Annotated in this window: 20 protein-coding genes; 4 read left to right on the top strand and 16 right to left on the bottom strand. The window is 44.4% G+C overall.

Annotation, left to right across the window (positions count from 1 at the left end; translation table 11 throughout):
• Positions 1 to 83: 83 nt before the first annotated feature.
• The 4 genes from M3593_RS17685 to M3593_RS17670 form a co-directional block, all read right to left on the bottom strand.
• On the bottom strand, positions 84 to 674 hold the full coding sequence (locus M3593_RS17685; protein WP_251543401.1) for a hypothetical protein: 591 nt from the start codon (positions 672 to 674) through the stop codon (positions 84 to 86).
• Between the two features lie 20 nt (positions 675 to 694).
• A complete protein-coding gene (locus tag M3593_RS17680; RefSeq protein ID WP_144475388.1) occupies positions 695 to 1,126 on the bottom strand; it encodes a hypothetical protein in 432 nt (143 codons plus the stop codon).
• Positions 1,123 to 4,722 carry an AAA family ATPase gene (locus tag M3593_RS17675; RefSeq protein ID WP_251543402.1) on the bottom strand — a complete coding sequence of 1,200 codons (3,600 nt, stop codon included), beginning with the start codon at positions 4,720 to 4,722 and terminating at the stop codon, positions 1,123 to 1,125. The genes M3593_RS17680 and M3593_RS17675 overlap by 4 nt, the downstream gene beginning before the upstream one ends.
• Before the next feature lie 189 nt (positions 4,723 to 4,911).
• Complete coding sequence (locus M3593_RS17670; RefSeq protein ID WP_251543404.1) at positions 4,912 to 6,108, bottom strand: MFS transporter; 1,197 nt, start codon at positions 6,106 to 6,108, stop codon at positions 4,912 to 4,914.
• A gap of 230 nt (positions 6,109 to 6,338) precedes the next feature.
• Here M3593_RS17670 and M3593_RS17665 point away from each other — a divergent pair, with 230 nt between their 5' ends.
• Positions 6,339 to 6,674, top strand: coding sequence for a winged helix-turn-helix transcriptional regulator (locus M3593_RS17665; protein ID WP_251543406.1), 336 nt, complete (start codon positions 6,339 to 6,341; stop codon positions 6,672 to 6,674).
• Between the two features lie 44 nt (positions 6,675 to 6,718).
• Here M3593_RS17665 and M3593_RS17660 read toward each other — a convergent pair whose 3' ends face one another.
• Positions 6,719 to 7,135, bottom strand: a complete 417-nt coding sequence (locus tag M3593_RS17660) for a GNAT family N-acetyltransferase (RefSeq protein ID WP_251543408.1) — start codon at positions 7,133 to 7,135, stop codon at positions 6,719 to 6,721.
• Positions 7,132 to 7,572 carry a GNAT family N-acetyltransferase gene (locus M3593_RS17655; RefSeq protein WP_251543410.1) on the bottom strand — a complete coding sequence of 147 codons (441 nt, stop codon included), beginning with the start codon at positions 7,570 to 7,572 and terminating at the stop codon, positions 7,132 to 7,134. The genes M3593_RS17660 and M3593_RS17655 overlap by 4 nt, the downstream gene beginning before the upstream one ends.
• A 212-nt stretch (positions 7,573 to 7,784) precedes the next feature.
• Between M3593_RS17655 and M3593_RS17650 the strand changes: the two genes are divergently transcribed.
• The gene (locus tag M3593_RS17650; RefSeq protein ID WP_144475393.1) at positions 7,785 to 8,672 is read left to right on the top strand and encodes a DUF6376 family protein; all 888 of its coding nucleotides are present in this window, start codon (positions 7,785 to 7,787) and stop codon (positions 8,670 to 8,672) included.
• A gap of 108 nt (positions 8,673 to 8,780) precedes the next feature.
• Here M3593_RS17650 and M3593_RS17645 read toward each other — a convergent pair whose 3' ends face one another.
• Both M3593_RS17645 and M3593_RS17640 read right to left on the bottom strand, forming a co-directional pair.
• A complete protein-coding gene (locus M3593_RS17645; protein WP_144475560.1) occupies positions 8,781 to 9,566 on the bottom strand; it encodes a glucose 1-dehydrogenase in 786 nt (261 codons plus the stop codon).
• A gap of 14 nt (positions 9,567 to 9,580) precedes the next feature.
• A complete protein-coding gene (locus M3593_RS17640; RefSeq protein ID WP_144475394.1) occupies positions 9,581 to 10,435 on the bottom strand; it encodes a GRP family sugar transporter in 855 nt (284 codons plus the stop codon).
• A 149-nt stretch (positions 10,436 to 10,584) separates the two neighbouring features.
• Between M3593_RS17640 and M3593_RS17635 the strand changes: the two genes are divergently transcribed.
• Both M3593_RS17635 and M3593_RS17630 read left to right on the top strand, forming a co-directional pair.
• Entirely contained in the window at positions 10,585 to 11,535 is a 951-nt protein-coding gene (locus tag M3593_RS17635) for a magnesium transporter CorA family protein (protein ID WP_251543412.1), read from the top strand.
• 112 nt (positions 11,536 to 11,647) lie between these two features.
• Entirely contained in the window at positions 11,648 to 12,052 is a 405-nt protein-coding gene (locus M3593_RS17630) for a hypothetical protein (protein ID WP_251543414.1), read from the top strand.
• 259 nt (positions 12,053 to 12,311) lie between these two features.
• Here M3593_RS17630 and M3593_RS17625 read toward each other — a convergent pair whose 3' ends face one another.
• From M3593_RS17625 to M3593_RS17590, 8 genes are all read right to left on the bottom strand, one after another.
• The gene (locus M3593_RS17625; RefSeq protein WP_251543415.1) at positions 12,312 to 13,016 is read right to left on the bottom strand and encodes a response regulator; all 705 of its coding nucleotides are present in this window, start codon (positions 13,014 to 13,016) and stop codon (positions 12,312 to 12,314) included.
• 3 nt (positions 13,017 to 13,019) lie between these two features.
• Positions 13,020 to 14,606: an ATP-binding protein gene (locus M3593_RS17620; protein ID WP_251543417.1), complete on the bottom strand. Its 1,587-nt coding sequence runs from the start codon at positions 14,604 to 14,606 to the stop codon at positions 13,020 to 13,022.
• A 71-nt stretch (positions 14,607 to 14,677) separates the two neighbouring features.
• Positions 14,678 to 16,204 carry a tripartite tricarboxylate transporter permease gene (locus tag M3593_RS17615; RefSeq protein WP_251543419.1) on the bottom strand — a complete coding sequence of 509 codons (1,527 nt, stop codon included), beginning with the start codon at positions 16,202 to 16,204 and terminating at the stop codon, positions 14,678 to 14,680.
• A 36-nt stretch (positions 16,205 to 16,240) separates the two neighbouring features.
• Positions 16,241 to 16,696, bottom strand: a complete 456-nt coding sequence (locus tag M3593_RS17610; protein WP_251543421.1) for a tripartite tricarboxylate transporter TctB family protein — start codon at positions 16,694 to 16,696, stop codon at positions 16,241 to 16,243.
• Between the two features lie 53 nt (positions 16,697 to 16,749).
• The gene (locus M3593_RS17605; RefSeq protein WP_251543423.1) at positions 16,750 to 17,775 is read right to left on the bottom strand and encodes a Bug family tripartite tricarboxylate transporter substrate binding protein; all 1,026 of its coding nucleotides are present in this window, start codon (positions 17,773 to 17,775) and stop codon (positions 16,750 to 16,752) included.
• A gap of 259 nt (positions 17,776 to 18,034) precedes the next feature.
• Positions 18,035 to 18,460: a hypothetical protein gene (locus M3593_RS17600; RefSeq protein WP_251543425.1), complete on the bottom strand. Its 426-nt coding sequence runs from the start codon at positions 18,458 to 18,460 to the stop codon at positions 18,035 to 18,037.
• A 14-nt stretch (positions 18,461 to 18,474) separates the two neighbouring features.
• Positions 18,475 to 19,221 (bottom strand): hypothetical protein, encoded by a 747-nt coding sequence (locus M3593_RS17595; RefSeq protein WP_144475408.1) that lies wholly within the window; start codon positions 19,219 to 19,221, stop codon positions 18,475 to 18,477.
• Between the two features lie 138 nt (positions 19,222 to 19,359).
• A complete protein-coding gene (locus M3593_RS17590; protein ID WP_251543427.1) occupies positions 19,360 to 19,992 on the bottom strand; it encodes a hypothetical protein in 633 nt (210 codons plus the stop codon).
• Positions 19,993 to 20,001 lie beyond the last annotated feature (9 nt).

Raw genomic sequence — 20,001 nt, 5'->3', positions numbered from 1 at the left:
ACTTTTATTTTACCTCTTTTGAAGCAAAGGGACGTACCCTTTGCTTCCGGGATTGGATGCAATAAGTACGTCCCTGTACTTCACTACAGCGGTTTTACCGTATAAGTATTCCCGGCATTCACGCTTACGACATTATAATAGGTGATTTTATCATTCGGGAATTTGACTGCGTATGAGATGCCGCCTCCAAAATCCTTAAGCCCCTTGATTGTCACCGTGCTTGGGACCGGGATGGAAATGGCAGCGGGATTGTTGGCCAGGATAAGTTTTTCTTTCACCGGCTGTCCGTTCACCAGGATTTGGACTTCATCATTGTCTTCACTGTTGAAATCCCAGATCAGCATTTTTGCTTCACCGCCGGAATCTCCTACGGTCACTTCAAAATCCTTGGCAGTGATCCCTGCGTTCGTTTCGTCTGTCATAAGGCTTTCTCCTGCAATCGTAGACTTGCTGATCCGATTGGCGACCACTTCTTCCGCGCTTCCTTCTGATGAATAGCCGCCAGAAACCATGCTTAAGCCAATCGCCAATACAATCGCTAAAATCGTGCCAAAGAATACTGGCTTTCGATGGCTATGTTCGTGGTAAATGATTTCCGGCTCCGCTTCTTCCTCTTCGCCGGCCCATTGATTATCCAGTTCATACTCAGTATCTTTCTTTAATTTTTTCCGCATCGCGAATCCCTCCTCCTCCGTCAGCGCACCATCTTGTAGCTAATCGGGTATTTATAATACCAGTACGATAGAAATGCTCTTCCTAACAGGATTGATAGCACCGATAAAACGATCGCGACCGTTTTTCCGATCATCATTTGATCTGCCCACAGGTTGGCAAATGTCAGGCTGAGTTCCATCACGATAAAGCTGACAAAGCACATCTGGAAAAAAGGAAGCAGCACCGGGAATTTGCGGTAGAGCCACGAGTGATACTTCATCGATAAAAAGAGAAGGAAGCCAAGCAAGGCAATCCCGCCCAAGCCCAGACCAAGTCGCGGCGCTCCTAATTTATAAACATCTAGAAGATCAAAGAAAGTCATCAGCGGTCCAAAAACGATGACGAGTGCAGTGATTGGAAATAGAAAAACGTAGAAAAACAAAGACCATAAAAATTTTATGATTTTTTTCATCTAGCAACACCCCCGGCCTGTAAAAAATCCTCCTGCATAAGCAGCGTCAAATCCTCTAATGTTGGCTCGTCGATTTCACTCAGCCTCAATGCATGCGCACGGATGGCGGCTTCGCAAATATTCCTTGCCAGACGGCCATTCCCTGCAGAAGCGTTTCCTTCTGCACTCTCAAATAGTGCTTTGAGTGCCTGGGCTCCGTCAGGGCTCAGCTCGTATCCCTTCGGCTTCAGCAGGCGTCTGCTGATTTCCACCAGTTCATCAACTGCATAATCAGGGAAATTGATCACATTCGGGAATCTTGAACGCAAGCCGGCATTTGAATCCAGCAGCTGCTCCATATCCTCCTCATAACCTGCCAAAATCACAATGATATTCTCACGGTGATCATCCATGAACTTCACAATCGTATCAATCGCTTCCTGCCCGAAATCCTGGCCGTCGCCAAATAGAGCATACGCTTCATCGACAAATAGAATGCCGCCAAGTGCCCTCACCAGCACCTCTCGCGTTTTCAGGGCCGTTTGGCCAACATACCCGGCCACCAGTCCGGAACGATCCGTTTCCACGATATGATCCAGTTTGATCACACCAAGTTCCTTCAGCCTTCTGGCCAGAATCCGCGCAATCGTCGTCTTTCCAGTACCTGGGTTGCCTTTGAACACCATGTGCAGCGATTGCGCTCCCATATCCGGCAGCCCCATCGCCTTCCTTTTATTCGCCACTTCAATTTGCGCTGATAGTGAGCGCACGAAGGTTTTGACCTCATCCAGGCCAACCACAGATGCCAGCTCCTGAAGCGCATTTTCCTTCGGCTGATCTTCCAGCAGTCCAAAATCAGCCAGAGTCAATCTGTTCAATTGGTCTGGTCCGACATTATCAGTCTCAACAATCCTGACCGCCTGATTCCTGATGGCCGCCTCAAGCGTATTCCTGACAAGACGGCCGTTTCCGCTGTCGTTTTTCCCTGGAATCTGCTTTTTCTCGTAAAATACAGCTAATGCCTGCTGCACACCTGCATCCAGGATGAAACCTTTTGATTTTGCCTGAATCTCTGTAATTTGCGTAAGCTGTTCCGGTGTATAATCGGGAAACTCAATTTTCAGAGGAAAACGTGAGCCCAACCCCGGATTGCTTCGTAAAAACTGTTCCATTTCATCGGAATATCCAGCCAGAATCACGACTAGGTCATTGCGGTGATTTTCAATCAAGCGGACTAGGGTATCAATCGCTTCTTTGCCAAACCCTCCGCCTTGAACTCCTTCTTCCACAAGACTGTACGCTTCATCGATAAATAACACTCCGCCTAATGCAGACTGGACGACCTCGGTAGTTTTGACCGCTGTCTGCCCCATATATTCGGCGACGAGATTGCTGCGGTCCACTTCGATCAGATGGCCTCTTTTTAAAAGGCCCATTGATTTCAGCATCTCAGCAAGCATCCGCGCCATTGTCGTCTTGCCTGTCCCTGGATTTCCGGAAAAGACGATATTCAGTGTCTGCGACTGTTCCGTCAAGATGCCAGCCTTTTTCCGCTTTTCATTCGCGAGGATTTGTTTTTCGAGACTCCTGATAAAATCCTTCACATTCTCCAGGCCAACGACTTTTTCAAACGCTGGCTCGAGCTCGAACTTCGGACGTTCGGCGATTCCGAAATCCTCGGCTGTTAAAAGCTTATAATCCCGCGCACCCGTTTCCTTGTTGAGACGCACCGCTTGCTTGCGGATCGCATCCTCCAGCATGTTGCGGACAAGACGGCCGTTCCCGGCATCATTCCGTCCGGAAATCTGCTTAGAATCAAATAGTTCAAGCAGCTGCTCCTTGATGCCTGGATCGATCATGAAGTCCTTCGCTTTCGCCATTCCCGCCAGAATCTCATACATCTCCTCAGACGTGTAATCCGGGAATTCGATAATATAAGGGAATCTCGATTGAAGGCCAGGATTCATTTTCAGGAACCCATCCATCTCATTCGTGTATCCGGCCAGGACCATGACCAGATTGTCACGGTGGTCCTCCATTCCTTTTACCAGAGTGTCAATGGCTTCCATGCCGAATGGGTCCTGCTTATTCCTGGACAGTGCATACGCTTCATCAATGAACAGCACGCCGCCAAGCGCACGCTCGATCGCAGCATTGGTCTTTGGAGCAGTCGAACCAAGATATTCCCCGACCAGATCCTGCCTTGCCGCCTCTACCAATTGCCCCTGGGAAAGCAGCCCCATCGCTTTTAAAATCCGAGAGACGAGCCTTGCAACGGTTGTTTTACCTGTGCCCGGATTCCCGGTGAACACCATATGTATCGCCATTTTACCAGCCGTTTTGTATCCAGCCTCCTGCCTCATTTTTTCAGCCTTCACCGTTTCCAGCAATTCATGAATCGCCCTTTTTACTGTATGCAAACCAGTCAGGCGCTCCAGCTCTGCCAGCAAGTCTTCTATTTTTTCCTCTGCCACCATCGGGATCGATTTTAATAGGAAGCTTTGCTCACCCTTCACTGCCAGTAAATCATCACCCTGGAGCTGAATCGTAATGAGATCCCCAGCCAAAAAAGTTCCCCTTGCCCTTAAGTCAACAAGCGCCTGGTAAAAATCGCTTTCTGCCAAACTCTCGATGGCCTCGCCATATTTCTTCGTTGCCAGAATCCGTTCTACTAAACCAGCAAACAATCCATCTTCGAATTTCACCGTCAGCTGCGTCTGGCTCTCGAGCCTGCGTGCGGCAGCCTGGAACTTACCTCTTAAGATCGCCTCGACATCCTCAGCCATGAGCGGTGCCGAAATCGCATAAGATTGAATTCCTTTTAAAATAGGAGCTGGTATTTTGCTTGCTACCTCGCTAGGAAGCTGTCCGTGCACTTCTTCCTTCAAATCGACGTCACTGTAGAAGACAAGGAAATAATTCGAAGCATCGACCATCACACTGTTGGACGTCCGGAAAAAGCCATGCTGCACCAGCCTGGAAACATACTGCAGAACCTCCGCGTCAGCCTGCTCAATCCCCACAAAGCAAACCGTTCCAATCCCATACTCAAAGGCCGCGGAACAATCAAGGACGAAATTGCTGTGGATATCCTTCTCGGTGTAATTCCGCAAATCAATCGTCGCAACCTTCTTATAAGGTACAAGCTTTTTCTTATAGAGCTGATCAATCAACAGCTGCAAAGTCGTAAACTTACCTGTCCCAGCTGGACCCGCAAGCAGGATGGCATTTTGCACCTTGCCTTTTTCCCTTTTGAAAAAAGCCCTTTTATAGGAAACCAGCAATTCATCAATGAACGCACCCTGGCGCAGGATCCTGCCGTTCAGTTCTTTTTTGATTTCCGCGAAAATCGTATCCAGTTCGTCATTGGATCGATTCAAGCCCATTTGCTTGATGCCATACCGCGCATCCTTGACCACTTCCCCGACCGCCCCAGCAGAATGGGGAACATGCTGCGGATTGCCGCCAACCGATTCCGTCCTGAGCGCACCGGAATGCGTCATCGTCTGAGCCTGTGCGCCCATTCGCTGTTTCTTGCCCCTGAATCCCTTTGCCTGGACATAATCCACCAATTGAAGCTCAGGCAGTAAAATACGAAGCCATTTTTGGAAACCCATAGCCAACCTCACCTTACGAATGATTTACTTTCATTTTAAACCAGTTTATAACATTTACAATTGATTTTTCCAAAAACAACAAGTACAGGGGTGTACCTTTCATTCTTGATTTGGAAGCAAAAGATACGTCCCTGTGCTTTAAAATAAAAAAGACAACGGGGGTACCGTTGTCTCAATAAGGATTTCTTTTTACGCTTGAATACTCTTTTTTTCAATTGACATACTCCATCTGGTCAAAAGGATGGCTCCCATCACCATCACGCCGCCGATCCACGGAGTGTGGATCAATCCAATGGAGTCAACGATCAGTCCTCCTACAAACGCTCCGAGGGCGATTCCGAGATTGAATGCGGCTATATTCAAGGCGGATGCGACATTCACAGCTGCCGGGACATAGCGTTCTGCCAATCGTACAACCAGAACCTGAAGCCCCGGCACATTCATGAACGCAAACATGCCCATCAAGAAGATCGTGATGACTCCAGCCACCTTGAATGGCGCTGTAAACGATAGAATCACGAGTATGATCGCCTGGGCTATGAACATCCATAACAATGCCTTCAACGGATTCTTGTCGGCGGCTTTTCCTCCGATTGAATTGCCGATGGCAACAGCCACTCCATAGACAAGCAGGATGATGCTTACCACTTTTGGAGAAAACCCTGATATATCCTGAAGGATCGGAGTCAGGTAAGTAAAGGCGACAAAAGTGCCGCCATATCCCAGGGCGGTAATGGAGAAGGCCAGCAGCAACGGCCCATTGCCCAATATTTTTAGTTGATCACTGAATTTTGCCGGTGGTGCAGGCTTAATATTTTTTGGTATAAGGATTGCACTTGCGATAATTCCTACAACACCTAATAATGCCACTCCTCCAAATGTTGCCCTCCAGCCGAACAGCTGGCCGATGAAAGTCCCAAGCGGCACGCCAGTTACAGTAGCGACGGTTAAACCTGTGAACATAAAGGCGATTGCGCTTGCTCTTTTATCCTCAGGGACAAGGTCAGCGGCAATCGTCGAGCCAATCGAAAAGAAGACTCCATGAGAAAAAGCAGTGATGATCCTTGCTGCCAACAGCAGACCGAAGCTGGTCGAAATCGCTGCAATTGAATTTCCGATGATGAAAATGACCATTAAAGACATAAGCAAGGTTTTGCGGCTCATTTTATTGGTCAAAGCTGTTAAAATCGGTGCTCCAAATGCTACACCCATCGCGTATCCGGAGATTAACAACCCGGCTAAAGTGATCGAGATATGCAGATCTTCAGAAATCGTTGATAATAATCCAACAGGTACAAACTCAGTCGTACCAATGCCAAATGCACTGATTGCCAAAGCCAAAAGGGATAGTGTTCCCTTGTTATTATTTCGTGTATGTGAACTCATAATAGGTATCCTCCTTGTTAGATGGTGAAGTTGGCCAGTGAAGGCGCCTTTCACGTTTGGCCAACATGAATGCAATTATGCAGGATACCTGATCGCTTGAGAAGTACGCACTTTAAAGTTCCGTAGGCACCCTCAGGTGATATAGGCACCAAAAAGTGCCCTATACTACTTATAGAAATGTAAGGGTATAATGACACTACAATCGATCGGAAAGACAAGGAGGGTGTATTTTGAAGAAATATAATATACCAGTCGAAGCAGCCCTCGAGGTAATCGGCGGGAAATGGAAAGTCGTCATTCTTTGCCATTTGATCGAAGGCAAGAAACGGACAAGTGAATTAAAAAAACTCATGCCCGGCATCACTCAAAAAATGCTCACACAGCAATTGCGTGAGCTGGAAGAAGATAATGTGATTTTACGGGAGGTCTATAACCAGGTCCCTCCTAAAGTCGAATATTCATTGACAGACTATGGCTGGTCCTTGAAAGGGATTCTCGATTCACTATGCGCCTGGGGAGAACAGCATATTGAGAAAAATCATCCTGTCGAACCTGAAACAAAGTGATGTTAATAGTAGAGAGACAGCGGAGAAGGTCCTGCTGTCTCTCTTTATTTTGCTTTGAAATAGATGATCTCCGGATCGCCTTCATCCAAATTCTCGACGATACCACTCTCAACAAACCCATTCGCTTCAAATACCTTCTGCATACTGAGATTAGAACGATTGGCAGATGAAAAAACTTTTTCAGTAGGCGAAGTTCGAACCAATTCATTCAACAGTTGGCTTGCATATCCCTTACGTCTTTTTCCAGGTGACACAATCACCAAGGATATAAACGTACATTCAAAAAAGTTCGTATCATAAATAGCAAATCCGGCAGCTTCGTTATTTTCTTTTACAAGAATACAATGTTCCTGCTTAATTGCATTCTCAATCATGTTCCGTCTGCTGGTGTTACCGATCATTTCACTGTCGATTTGGACAATCGCCTGTAAATCTGGCATTTGTGCTGCAACAATATTCATAACGATTCCCCTTTTAATAGGTCCTTTTTTAAATAGAAATGCTTAAATTCCCTTCCCACATTGTCCAATGTCCCATAAACTTCATAACCATTATTTTGATAAAAATCCAGCGCCTGAAAGCTCAGGGTGTCCACCTTAATAAAATCACATTGACTCTCTAACGCGGCTCGTTCAATCTCTGCTAACAATTTCGTTCCATATCCTAAGCCACGAATGTCCTCATCAATCATAAGCGTATGGATTTCCAGCCAGTTCCAGCAGATTTCTCCCAGAATGCCTCCACGGATATTCTCATTCTCATCTAGTAGAATGAGGTTCACTTCTTGGTATCTTCCTCTCAAATCTTCAGGAAAATGGCTTAAGTTATATTCATACAGTTTGTGATTAATCTGGTTTTTGTAGCTTTCGTTCAACTCTTTGGTAATGCGGTAGTTCATTTTACTTCCTCCCCAAACGTTTTCATTTAAAGCTTAACATACGTTTCGTTTATTTTCCCTTTGTCCCATGAGTAAAAAGACTCAAAAAGTGGTAATGCGGTGGTATTTACTTTACATATTTTTCCTATCCCTCTATTATGTAAAAAGTTCCATCTCGGAAAAAGCAATCATGGTAAAAAAGCAATCTTTGAAACTATGGAGGTATTTTAAAAATGAAACTTAAAACGTTGGCCGTTTCCTTACTGACGATGATCACAATGGCAGGCTGCAGCTCCGAGCCCACCGCTGAAAAGAAAGAATCACTTAAGGTTGAACCAGTGGAAGTAACAGAAGAAGACTATCCTGACAAAATCGATGAACTGAACACCAGCCTGGATGAAGGGTTCAGAAATTTAAATGCGGTGGCTGAAGAAGACTCGGGATCCAAAGAACGCGAAAAACGGCTGATTGAACAAGTTGATAACATCGAAAAGACTGTAAACGGTTATAAAGCCATTATCGCCCCTGAAAGATACAAGGAGGTTCATGATCAATATCTATCGGCCATGGAATTTTATACCGAGGGCATTGATACAATTCGCAAAGCCATTGAAAAGAAGGATCAGAAGCTTTGGCAGAAAGGAAATGAGCCCATCAAGGAAGGCTTTAATGTATGGATTGAGGCACACTCCAAGCTCGCGGATTCCGTTCCGGTCGGTGACGGCACGATCACAGCAGCAGACCTGAAACAGCTGGATGCATTGGCTGGCATTGACCGTGATTCAGTGCAGGAGAATATCTCCAAAGACGGAAAAGAATTAGTCGGAAAATGGGGCCTTGCCGGCTCACCCCCTTCCATCGTTCTGAATGCAGATGGCAGCTATGAGGGATATGCAAACGGTACTTACCCTTCAAAGGATCATATGTCAAAAGGAACCTGGAAATACGATTCCGATAAAGGAGCATTGTACTTCACTCATGATGAAGCCTATGCAGACGGAAAACCACTAACCGACTTCCGCAAATCGATGATCATGGGAATCCAATCCTTCAAGGATGGAAACATGAGGTTGCTGGATGTGGAATCGTTGAATGAATTTCTTTATGAAAAGATGGAGTAAATAAAAGGGAGGGAGTTCTTGTGTTGAGAACTCCCTCCCTTTGCTAGCTATGGGCACACACTTCAAGTATGGATCAGATTAGTGATCATCTTTAAACCGTCCCCACCGTTACCCTTTCCCAGCCTGAAACCCAGGATATTGCGTCATGCCGCCATCCGCAAACAGGGTGAGTCCTGTGACGTAGCTAGCTTCGCTCGAGGCGAGCCATACTGCACATGCGGCGATTTCTTCAGGCTTGCCGATATAACCCATCGGAATCAGCTCGATGACTCCTTTTTTCAGTTCAGGGTCATCGAACTTCTCGGCATTAATAGGTGTGTCGATCGCACCCGGCGCTATGCAATTCACCCGAATTCCATGTGGAGCAAATTCGAGTGCGAGCGTTTCGGTCATGAGCTTGACTCCACCTTTGCTGGCTGCATAATGGACAAAATGAGGCCATGGTATTTCCTGATGGACGGATGACATGTTGATGATGGAACCCTTGATTCCATTCTCCAGCATATAGTCAAGAGCTTCCCTGCACCCCAGGAATTGCCCTGTTAAATTGGTGGAAATCACCTTATTCCAGTCTTCGAGGGAGAGATCTTCCGATGGCACTTCATTTTCAATGCCGGCGTTATTGACCATAACATTCAATGACCCGAATGTTTTCACCGCATGATCGATCATCCTTTTGACATCTTCTTCTTTCGTGACATCTCCCTGAATCGCAGTGGCACTGCCGCCCGCTTTTTCAACTTCATCTATAATGGCTTGCACTTCCTGCTCTTCGTTAAAATAGTTAATGACCACCTTTGCTTTCTCAGCGCCGAATCTCACCGCCATTGCCCTTCCGAGACCAGTGGCAGCACCTGTAATCACAACAACTTTTCCTTCAAGACTTGGATACATCATGTCAGCTCCCTTTATCGTTTCGTTACACCCAGTAACACACCGCCTGCAATTATGAGCACACAACCCAGCAGCACTCGCCAAACTTGTTTCTTGCTTTTACGCTCATTTAAAAAGAAAAGCCCGCCAATCGTTGAGATGACAATGCCTGTCTGGGAGAGTGAAAAACTGGTGGCAACCCCGATTCTCGGCAGCGCCAGCAATAACCCCAGATTACCCGTACTCCAGAGGAGCCCGGTTAAGATGTTCCGGACCGCGTACTTGTTGAATGGCTTATCGCGGAACGTCAAAATCAATGCCCCCGTCACCATCCCAATTGCCTGCGGGAGGATGGCGGCCCAACCATCAATGTTGAACCAGCGGATCAAGACCACATATCCAACAAAACCAACAGTTGAAATGAGCAAGACAAGCAGCCCCTTTTTCAGGCTCTTCGTCTCTCCCCTTTCACCTCCTTGTTTAAGCGAAGTGAGCAGAGCCCCTGCAATGATCAGGACAAGCGCCGAGATTCCGACGATGTAATTCATTTTTGTCTGCCATTCTTTAAAAATAAACACTCCGAAAAAAGTGGTCCCAAGCAGCTGCAGGCCAGTCGACATCGGCGCCGTTTTCGCAACACCCAGGTAGCGGACAGCACCAAACTGATTCTTCTGGCCAAGTGACCAAAACAAACCGGATATAAATCCTACCACCCAAACAAGCGTAGGCATGTCCGGGTTTTTGTAAAAAAAGACAGCTAAGGCAAAGATCAAAGCTCCGCCCGTCGTCCCAAGCGTCTGGCTGTCCTCATCACCGCCCAGCTTATTGCTGACAAACACAATACTGCCCCACGAAACCGCCGCAAGCAAAGCTAACAAAATTCCTGACATAAACGCAAACCCCTATCTCCTTCGTGACTGTCTTTTACTATTAGATTGAGATAGAAAGGCAAATCTTATTCCGCAAGAATACATCCTAAAATAAAATTGCCGTGACTAACACAAAATAAGTCCAAATCAAATTCAGGAGACAAAAAACGATGCTCGTATACTCAGCAACTAAACAAACAGTTACAAAAAAAGATGAGCTTTCCCTTCCCGACTCCAACGAAGAGATCGCATGGATTCATTTTCATTCATCGAATGCCGATCAATTTGAACCGTTTATCAATCAATTGAACATCCATCCTTTAGCGTTGAAAGGACTGCGCGAATTCAGTGATATTCCAAAGATTGATGTTTTTAAAAATGAGGCAATCATTTCGTTAATTGCAATCCAGCCGGATTACTCTCGAGTGAAAATCACGATATTGGTTGGCCATAACTATGTGGTATCAAAGGCTGAAAAGGACCTTTATCTCGCAAAAAATTTGGAGAAACCTTTTATTGAAAATCCACAGCAGATGTCCCATGTGGGAATGGTTCTTTTTCACATACTCGATGAAACAATTGCCCAGGATTTAGAAATGATTGATCAGATATCAGATGAAATCCAAAGTTTGGAGAAGAGGGTTTTTAAAGATCCCTTTGAGAACAAAATTGCCAGAAGTGTATACCGGTGGAAAGCAACCCTGCATGAATTAAGACAAACGATCGAGGCACAAGAGGATGTAATGGAGACGATTAGTTCCGACAAATTCCCGTTCACGAATGAGGAATCAGGCTATTTCATTAAAAGCCTGAACAATAATTATGCTCGGATCGTTAGCGCTCTCGACACCTTCAAGGAAAGTTTAAACAGCATTTTCAATTTACAAATGACGCTCAAAGCCGACCATTCCAATACAATCATGAAGACACTGACCCTTGTAAGCGTCATTTTCTTGCCTATGACGTTCCTGGCCGGTTTATATGGAATGAACTTTGAAATCATTCCCGAATTGAAGTGGAAGTTCGGCTATCTTTATGCACTGGTCCTCATGCTTGTGACGGGCCTATCCATTGCCTTATACTTCCGGAAAAAAGGCTGGTGGGGGAAAGGAGAGCAATAGTGAGGTCTTGAGCTATGAAGTTCTAGAACCATCGGATGCCAATTTTCATTATTCTTGCAATTCTTGTGTTACAATGCTGGAAAGGAATGTTCCATAAAGGAGGACGGGTGAAATGGCGTTTTTTATTTCCCTTATTTTCATTGTGATTTCCGTGTTCATTTCCCTTATTTTTAAAAATGAGCTCGAGCGGATGTTTCTGAGAGGAAAAGAGTTTTTCCCCTTTCACATATGCAATGTCCTGATCACCTTGATGGTCGCATTCGCCTCCCAGGCCGTTATGACAATCTATGTTTTCGAACAACAATTTCATATCATCCGAGATGTGCTGATCCTGATTGCCATCATTTTGCCTGTCTATATCTCTGGACATTTAGCCTTTGAAAAATACAAATTCGTCTTCCGCAAATTCTCCGCTTCCGATAACGGAAAAGTGCTGGTACTGAACGAAAAGTACTTAAAAAAGAAAAAACGGTTCAAAAACCTTGAACACTATAATGCTATTTCCAAGGAAAAGTAAATAATCGCCTGCCAAAAACGAAAATGCCAGCAACATTAGCCGGCATTTTCTTTTTTTCGATCACTTTTAAAATTAATTTGGCGAATTTTTAATTATTTCGACCACATTTTGGATTTATTCGACCACATTTTTAATTATTTCGACCACATTTTAGAATAATTCGACCAAGTGAGGAATATTCACCAAATTGTCAGCTTTTATCAACATCAAAATATACAAAAGGACATGCAGTCCTTCCGCATGTCCCTGTTTGTTTTCATTACCCTATACTCATATAGACCCGTTCCGGCCGCCCAACAGTGCCGTATGTTAAATCAGCTTCAATTTTTTCGATGGATACGAGATGTTCGAGGTAACGTCTTGCGGTTGTCCGGCTGACGCCAATTTCGTTTGCGACGCTTTCTGCTGTAAGTCCCGACCCACCCTTTCCAATGACCTCCATGACTTTTTCGAGCGTCAGCGGATCGATCCCTTTTGGAAGGTATGATTTATCATTGTTCAATTCATTCATTTCTTTCCGCAGCAGTTTATCGACCTGCTGTTGTGTCACGACAGGATTGGCTTTGCCTAATTGCGATAATTTTTCATGATAATCCTGATATCTCAGCAGGGATTGCTTGAATCGTTCAAACACTAAAGGCTTGATAATATAATCGAAGACTCCAATACTGATCGCTTCTTGTACTTTTTCGATTTCCCTCGTGGCCGTGATCATGATGACATCGGTTTGCTTTGACTGCAGTTTTAGTTCCCTCAACAATTCGAGACCGTTCATATCAGGAAAATAAACATCGAGCAAAAGCAAATCCGGCTTCAAAATATCGATTAAGGTTATAGCGTCTACATAACCGGCTGCAATCCCGACGGCCTGAAACCCTTCAATCTTTTCAATGAACCGCTTTTGGATTTCGGCTATCCTTAAATCATCCTCGACGATCAGAACTTCAATGTCCTTTTTCCCCATCGTTCATTTCCCCCTGCTTTTTGGTATCGCCACAGTGAAAATTGTGCCTTCCCCCGGATTAGATGAAAAGGTGATGTATCCACCTAATTGATTTATCGCGTTTTGCACAAGGCTTAGACCAATACCTGAATTGCTGTTGCTGTTCTTCGTTGTAAAACCTTCTTGAAAAATGTGTTCGTTGTTTTCACTTTCTATCCCTTGCCCGTTATCTTCGACTTCAATGATCAGCTCTTTGCCAAGATCGGTCAGGAACAGCATGACCCTTTTTTCGGCTTTCCCGTTCTCCCTGACCGCTTCAAATGCATTATTGACCAGGTTCCCAATAATCGTCACCAAGTGATCTCTGTCAATTTCATTTGGCACATCTTTAAAGCTGCTCTCCCTGTCAATTGTAAAATCAACCTTCAATTCGCTTGCCAGGCTGAACTTTCCAAGGACGAAGGCAGCAATGATAGGGTCTGGCACTTCCTTCATTAAAAATTGAATGAATCCCTGGGCTACATCGACTTCCTTAGAAATGAAGTCGATGGCTTCCTTGTAAGAGCCGAGCTGAATCAGGCCAAGGAGAGTATAAAGCCGGTTGGAATATTCATGGGTCTGGGCACGCAACCCCTCCGCATAGGCTTTTACATGCGACAATTCCTGCAGTAAATTCGCCAACTCCGACTTGCTCCGGAAGCTTGCGACTGCCCCGATCACATCCCCTTTCTTATTAAAGATAGGTATTCTATTCGCTAAATATATTTCTCCTAAAATCATAATCTCCTTATCGTACTCTGCTTGTCCTGTTGCAACGACTGAAAGAAGATGCGTATTCTCCAACACCTCATCGATTCTTTTTCCGCGAAGAAGGATTTCATTCGGCACCCTCAATATCTTGTGAGCGTTTTCATTCACGACCGTGATGCGACCATCGGTATCAATGGCAATGATGCCTTCATGAATGGATTCTAATATGGCGTGTTTCTCCTGATACATCCAGGCAATTTCTTTTGGTTCAAGACCGAACAGAGCCTTTTTTATATTCAACGTGATCAGGAAGGCCACCATTAAGCCTCCTATTAAAATAAGAAACGTAGCAGTGAACATTTTTTTCTGTATAGCTGAGATTTCCTTTTCGATATCGGTCTGAAGATATCCTACAGACACCACGCCAACAACTTCTCCCTTGCTGAAGATTGGCGCTTTTCCCCTTAGAGAAGGGCCCAATGTCCCAACAGATTCGGAAATAACAGCTTCTCCGTTAAAGACACGGCCATTATCGCCACCGACCATTTTTTGTCCTAATCGAACTGGATTGGGGTGAGAATAACGTACCTCATCCCTGTTGCCAACCACAATGAATTCTGCTCCTACCTGTTTCCGGATCCTTTCAGCAATCGGCTGAATAATAGCAGCTGGATCATCCTCGTAAAAAGCTTCTTCAATTTCTGGCATATTGGCAATGGATTCCGCCACAGCCAGCGCTTTAGAGCCAATTTCCTTCTTCATGTTCGTCTCGAGAATATTTTTGAAAGTGATTTCGAAAATACCGCCAATTAAGAGAATAAGGATCACAATTAAGAGCATTAATTTTGAATGCAGCCTCACATCAACACCTCTATCCTCATTATAGTAAAAAAACTCCTTATAGAAAGGAGTTTTTTTACTATTTAAACTATTTAACCTTCTATATTGATAATGACTTCTTTCCCTTTCCTTTTCATTAAAAGCGGAATCACTAGCCATAGAAGAGTGATAAGCAGAAACGCGAGAGAAATAGGCCGTGATACAAAGATACTAAAATCCCCATTCGAAATCGTCAATGCTCTTCGCAGGTTATTCTCAACCATCGGCCCTAGCACCAACCCGAGAACAAGCGGAGCAATTGGATAATCATTTTTACTGAGGAAATAGCCGAAAATTCCACATGCCAATAACAGCAAAAGATCATTTGTTGATACCTGGACAGCATACACACCAAAAATTGAGATGGCAATAATGATTGGGATCAGGAATTGCTTTGGTGTTTGGATAATCTTCGCAAACACTTTTACGAGCGGAAGATTCAGGACCAACAGCATGACATTGCCGATAAACATACTTGCAATCAGTCCCCATGCTACCTGCGGATGGTCCTCGAATAATAACGGACCGGGCTGGACGTTATACATCATCAGGGCTCCCATTAAAATAGCCGTCGTCCCTGAACCTGGAATCCCTAATGTCAATAACGGGATCAGCGCACCGCCGGAGGCAGCATTATTCGCCGATTCCGGTGCTGCCACACCTGCAATGGTCCCTGTTCCGAATTTTGAAGGAGTTTTCGAGATCTTTTTTTCTAAAATATAAGAAAAGAAGGATGCAAGAGTCGCCCCTGCTCCCGGCAAGATCCCAACAAAAAAGCCTAATAGAGAACCGCGCGCAATCGGTGCAGCAGATTCTTTTAACTCAGCCTTTGAAGGCAGCAAGTTATTAATCCTCGCGATTTCTCCCTCTTCTTCATCTTTTTCCAAAATCGTCTTAAAAACTTCCCCAAGCGCGAACAGTCCTACGGCGATCGTCAGGAACTCTATCCCCTGATAAAGCCACGGAACATTAAAGGTGAATCTGGCAATACCGGAAACACTATCAATACCAATTGTCCCAAGCAACAATCCAGTAACGGTCATGATCAATGCCTTTGTCACTGATTTTCCAGCGAGGCCGCTAACAGCTCCAAGTCCTAAAAGCATCAATGAAAAGTATTCTGCTGGACCAAATTTTATCGCCACCGATGATAGTGGCTTGGCCAATGCAATAAGGGCGAAAAGCGTAACGATCCCGGCGACAAAGGAACCAATGGCCGCAATCGATAAGGCACTGCCTGCTCTCCCCTTTTTGGCCATCTGGTAACCGTCCAGCGTTGTGACCACCGAAGAGGATTCTCCTGGTGTGTTCAATAGAATCGAGGTGGTTGAACCTCCATACATGGCTCCATAATAGACTCCTGCAAGTAAAATGATTGCACTTGTTGCAGCGGATTCCGGCGGCAGCCAGCCAGTAGCTGATGCGGTTACAGGAATAAGCAGCGCTACTCCACTCATCGGCCCAATCCCCGGGAGAACACCTACGGCGGTCCCAATTAAGACTCCAATGAAGGCAAAAATGATGTTATACCAAATGAAGGCTGTTCCAAAGCCTTGAAATAAATATTCGAGTGTACTCAAAATTCTACAACCTCCAACGGAAAGGCTGCTCCAAAACTATGAAAGCCAAATTGGCCATCCTGGCAGCGTCCCTTTTAATACTTCTACATACATAAAATAAACAAATCCGGAAAAACAAGCAGATATGATAAGGGAAGTAATCACTTTAGAGCGTTCCATCGTTTGAAAACAAACAAATAAAAATAAAAACGTTGTGATGACGTACCCGATTGTTTCCAATGTCAAAATATAAACCAATGTAGTGAAAAAAATGATCAAGAAAGGTTTATACAGTAATTTTTCTTTCGAACTTTGCTGGGTTTTTGCTACCATGGTTTCATAAAACAAACGAATGCTTAACAGAACAAGAATGATACCAAGTAATAAAGGAAAAATATCAGGACCAACGGAGCTGCCATATGATGAACTCGCAAGCTGTCTGCTCCCAACAATAAAAAGAACACCTGTAGCCAAAAATAGTATCGAGGCAATCCGATCGAATTGAATACTCATTGCTTACTCCTTTCAAGAATGGGGGAAGGGAGGAAAACCCTCCCCCTTTTTGGTTACTTCTGCATGCCCAGGGCTTCTAATAATTGCTGAACCTGGCCTTCCTGGTCTTCCAGGAACTTTTTGAAATCTTCGCCATTCTTATAATCAAGATCCCAGCCCTGGGTCTCTACTTCTTTCTTCCACTCTGGGGAGTTTGCGAGCTTTTCAAGTGATTTCTCCCAATAAGCTTTTGCATCATCAGACATTTTTTCAGGACCAAACACACCGCGCCAAATCGTAAATTCAGCTTCCACTCCCTGTTCTTTTGCTGTTGGAACATCTTTGAAATCACCTGCTAAACGTTCCGCAGAAGTGACCGCCAATACTCTTACCTTGCCAGCCTTCAAGAATTCCTTAACACTGGAAGCGTCCGTACCAATGACATCAGCGTTACCGCCAAGCAGTGCAGTAATCGCTTCTCCGCCGCCATCATAAGAAACATATTTCACTTTAGTCGGATCAACGCCATATTTATAAGCTGGCAGGATAGAAATCAGATGGTCCATCGAACCAGGCGCAGATCCGCCGGCAAATGTAAGTTTACTAGGATCCTTTTTTACCTCTTCCAAAACAGATTTCAGGTCTTTGAATTTCGAGTCCTCTTTTACAACAATGGCTCCATAATCTTTTGTCAGCTGGGCCAATGGCGTTGTATTTTTGACCCCATATGGGCTGTTCCCTTCTTTTTTCAGATTGTTGATGATAATCGGAGGTGAATTGACAAAAAGCATCTCATTATTTTCTGCCTGCGCCGTAGCATATTCAGCCATAAACACAGCACCGCCGCCACCCGGCTTGTTCTCAACTGTCATAGGCTGTTCCACAATCTTTGTTTCACTCAGAACCTTTGTCAATGAACGTGCGGTTAAATCCCATCCGCCTCCAGCTCCAGATGGCGCCACCACCGTAATAGCTTTGGTAGGATAGCCTGAACCTTCTTTCTTGGCAGAGGATGCTGGAGCATCACTGCTGCAAGCACCCAGGCTAACCGCCAGTGCACCAGCACAAAAAACCGCTGAGATTTTTTTCATAGAAAACATTTTAACTCCCCCTTGTAAGCGTTTTCTTAATTTTACAAAGTTTTCGAAAATAGAATAGATTATTCATTTAAACAGCATTAAAAACTTAGTTAACATTTTGTTCATTTTGTTCATGCACTTTGCCTTCAATAAAAAAAAGAGACAAGCTTGTTAGCTTATCTCTTGTTTCTTCACTAAATTAAATCCATTGTAATTTATAAATAAATTACGAAGTTTATCTTAAATAGGATCTAAGCCCAATCAGGAGATTCAAAGCTTTTTATTCATAATCCATATCTATATCCATATAATCCAATGCCGGATCTTCAAAAGGATGCATTTTTCGTTTGTAGTACTTCACACTTTTTCCATTAACCGCTTCTTCGTATAGCGTAAGGAACCTAGTGACCGGGGTTTCTGGCATATCCAATTCCGGTTCGGTTGTATAGCTGAGGAGGTCCTCCTTTTTTGACTCCGCAAAATCATGGATCAGTTCGCTTTTAAAGCCATGTTTCTCGTAAGTCCTGATGATTTCCACCAGCTGCTTGATTCTTGTTTCCGCCGGAAGGCCAAGGTGATACTCCACTCCTTCTCCTCCATCTGGATACAGAACCTTGCTTGTTTCAATTAGCTCCCAGCCTTCTTCAATCAGCCGATTCACACGATTAATCTCTGTATGCACAAAAATCTTCAAATATTGCTTCATGCGAGGCACCTCCGTTATTTTTCAAAATACGCTTTCAATGTTTTTTCCATTGCGGCTTTATTTTCAGCGAACTGGCGGTGACGGTGGCCATTCCCTCCTGATGGGTGCGGAAAACCACTTAGGATGCTTTCAGGTGAAAGGCGGTTGTTGGCAGCCAGAAACGCTAGTACCTTTTCGACGTTCACTCCTAAAGGTATGATCAAAGGATTTTTCAGGCTTTCAATTTCCCTTGCGAATCCTTGTAGGATATAGTCCCTCAGCAATTCAGTCTTCAGGATGTTCGGGGTCGAGCCACTGTAATTCTTTCCTTTGTGAAAAACAGGATAGGTAATGACTGATGTAGTATGTACCAGGCTGCTTGCCTCTCCAAACAATTCGCTGGTTGACGACAGCCCAAGATGTTTATGTAAATTCAGTTCATCGAGCATCGTAATCAGATTTTTCCTCATCGGCCCTTCAAAGCTCGAATTTTTCTTCACTTCATGAAGAATTGTTTCGTTTTCCGTTTCCTGGCCTTTAAAATCCAACACGGTTGAATAGGATTTTTTCATCTGGTGCAAGCCAGGGGTGATCCCCGCAATCACCACCTGAGCATGCTCATTCACATGTTCAAAAGGTGCATAATAGATTTCCAGCTGCTTCTTTTCATCCTTATCCAGCAAAAAGGACTCACTGATGAGAGCCTCATCCTCTAAAGGAAGTGATAAGGATTGAATTTCCTCTTTAAAACTATTAAATTTCGAAAAAGCTGCAATTGCCAAGACGGTTTACCCCCAAGCTCTCAAGTTGTTTTCCATTATACATGATTGATAGAGCCATTTAAGGCGGATGAATAATTTAAAATTGGTAAGAAAGCACCTGCCAATTCTCAACAGACAAGTGCTTCTTTCCGCTAAGGTTTACTCATTCTCCTCCATATCATCCGGGAACACAATCTGATCAAATTCTTCGCCGGTCGCCTGGTCCTTGACCTTAATCGTCACTTTATAATCATCTTTGTCAGCACCATTGAACAGCTGATAGTAGGCTCCGGAAATACCAAGGCCGAATACCGCAAAGCCATCCATGCTATTTTCATAGGTTTCTTTATCCACTTCCAGAGTGAATTCAGAGAAGGTTTTATTGTGAGTCACATCCTTGATTGAAGCAAAATCCCCACTCGTCTTCATTTCCTCAAGTGACTCCTGGATGCCTGTTTCAATCTCCTTCATCATTTCCTTATGCTTGGATTTGGACATCTTGTAGGTGACGGAGCCATCGTCATTCTTGATGACTTCCTTGACACCTTCCGCTTTCGCTTCTTCAATGGCACTGTCAATGTCTTCACCTTCAAACATTGATGCCGGCAAGGTCACTTCCACGTTAAAAAGACCTTTATCCACTTCAACTGAACCTTCATCTTCTGTTTTGGCTTTATCCTCTTTGCCGGTCTGTTCCGTTTTCGTCGCTTGCTCACTTACTTTTCCCTCTGATGAACATGCTGCAAGCATTGTGCTAAGCATTAAAAGTAAAACAACCACTAGTTTTTTCATGAGAATCTC

The sequence above is a fragment of the Mesobacillus sp. MER 48 genome (assembly GCF_023714225.1).
Classification (GTDB): Bacteria; Bacillota; Bacilli; order Bacillales; family Cytobacillaceae; genus Mesobacillus; species Mesobacillus oceanisediminis_A.
Note: the sequence above shows the minus strand (reverse complement) of the source record. Positions and strands in the feature narration are given on the sequence as shown.

Bases quoted from the DNA above. Each gene is read 5' to 3' on its own strand.
- M3593_RS17685 (WP_251543401.1), bottom strand. From the start codon at position 674: ATGCGGAAAAAATTAAAGAAAGATACTGAGTATGAACTGGATAATCAA.
- M3593_RS17680 (WP_144475388.1), bottom strand. From the start codon at position 1,126: ATGAAAAAAATCATAAAATTTTTATGGTCTTTGTTTTTCTACGTTTTT.
- M3593_RS17675 (WP_251543402.1), bottom strand. From the start codon at position 4,722: ATGGGTTTCCAAAAATGGCTTCGTATTTTACTGCCTGAGCTTCAATTG.
- M3593_RS17670 (WP_251543404.1), bottom strand. From the start codon at position 6,108: ATGAGTTCACATACACGAAATAATAACAAGGGAACACTATCCCTTTTG.
- M3593_RS17660 (WP_251543408.1), bottom strand. From the start codon at position 7,135: ATGAATATTGTTGCAGCACAAATGCCAGATTTACAGGCGATTGTCCAA.
- M3593_RS17655 (WP_251543410.1), bottom strand. From the start codon at position 7,572: ATGAACTACCGCATTACCAAAGAGTTGAACGAAAGCTACAAAAACCAG.
- M3593_RS17650 (WP_144475393.1), top strand. From the start codon at position 7,785: ATGAAACTTAAAACGTTGGCCGTTTCCTTACTGACGATGATCACAATG.
- M3593_RS17645 (WP_144475560.1), bottom strand. From the start codon at position 9,566: ATGTATCCAAGTCTTGAAGGAAAAGTTGTTGTGATTACAGGTGCTGCC.
- M3593_RS17640 (WP_144475394.1), bottom strand. From the start codon at position 10,435: ATGTCAGGAATTTTGTTAGCTTTGCTTGCGGCGGTTTCGTGGGGCAGT.
- M3593_RS17635 (WP_251543412.1), top strand. From the start codon at position 10,585: ATGCTCGTATACTCAGCAACTAAACAAACAGTTACAAAAAAAGATGAG.
- M3593_RS17630 (WP_251543414.1), top strand. From the start codon at position 11,648: ATGGCGTTTTTTATTTCCCTTATTTTCATTGTGATTTCCGTGTTCATT.
- M3593_RS17625 (WP_251543415.1), bottom strand. From the start codon at position 13,016: ATGGGGAAAAAGGACATTGAAGTTCTGATCGTCGAGGATGATTTAAGG.
- M3593_RS17610 (WP_251543421.1), bottom strand. From the start codon at position 16,696: ATGAGTATTCAATTCGATCGGATTGCCTCGATACTATTTTTGGCTACA.
- M3593_RS17605 (WP_251543423.1), bottom strand. From the start codon at position 17,775: ATGTTTTCTATGAAAAAAATCTCAGCGGTTTTTTGTGCTGGTGCACTG.
- M3593_RS17600 (WP_251543425.1), bottom strand. From the start codon at position 18,460: ATGAAGCAATATTTGAAGATTTTTGTGCATACAGAGATTAATCGTGTG.
- M3593_RS17590 (WP_251543427.1), bottom strand. From the start codon at position 19,992: ATGAAAAAACTAGTGGTTGTTTTACTTTTAATGCTTAGCACAATGCTT.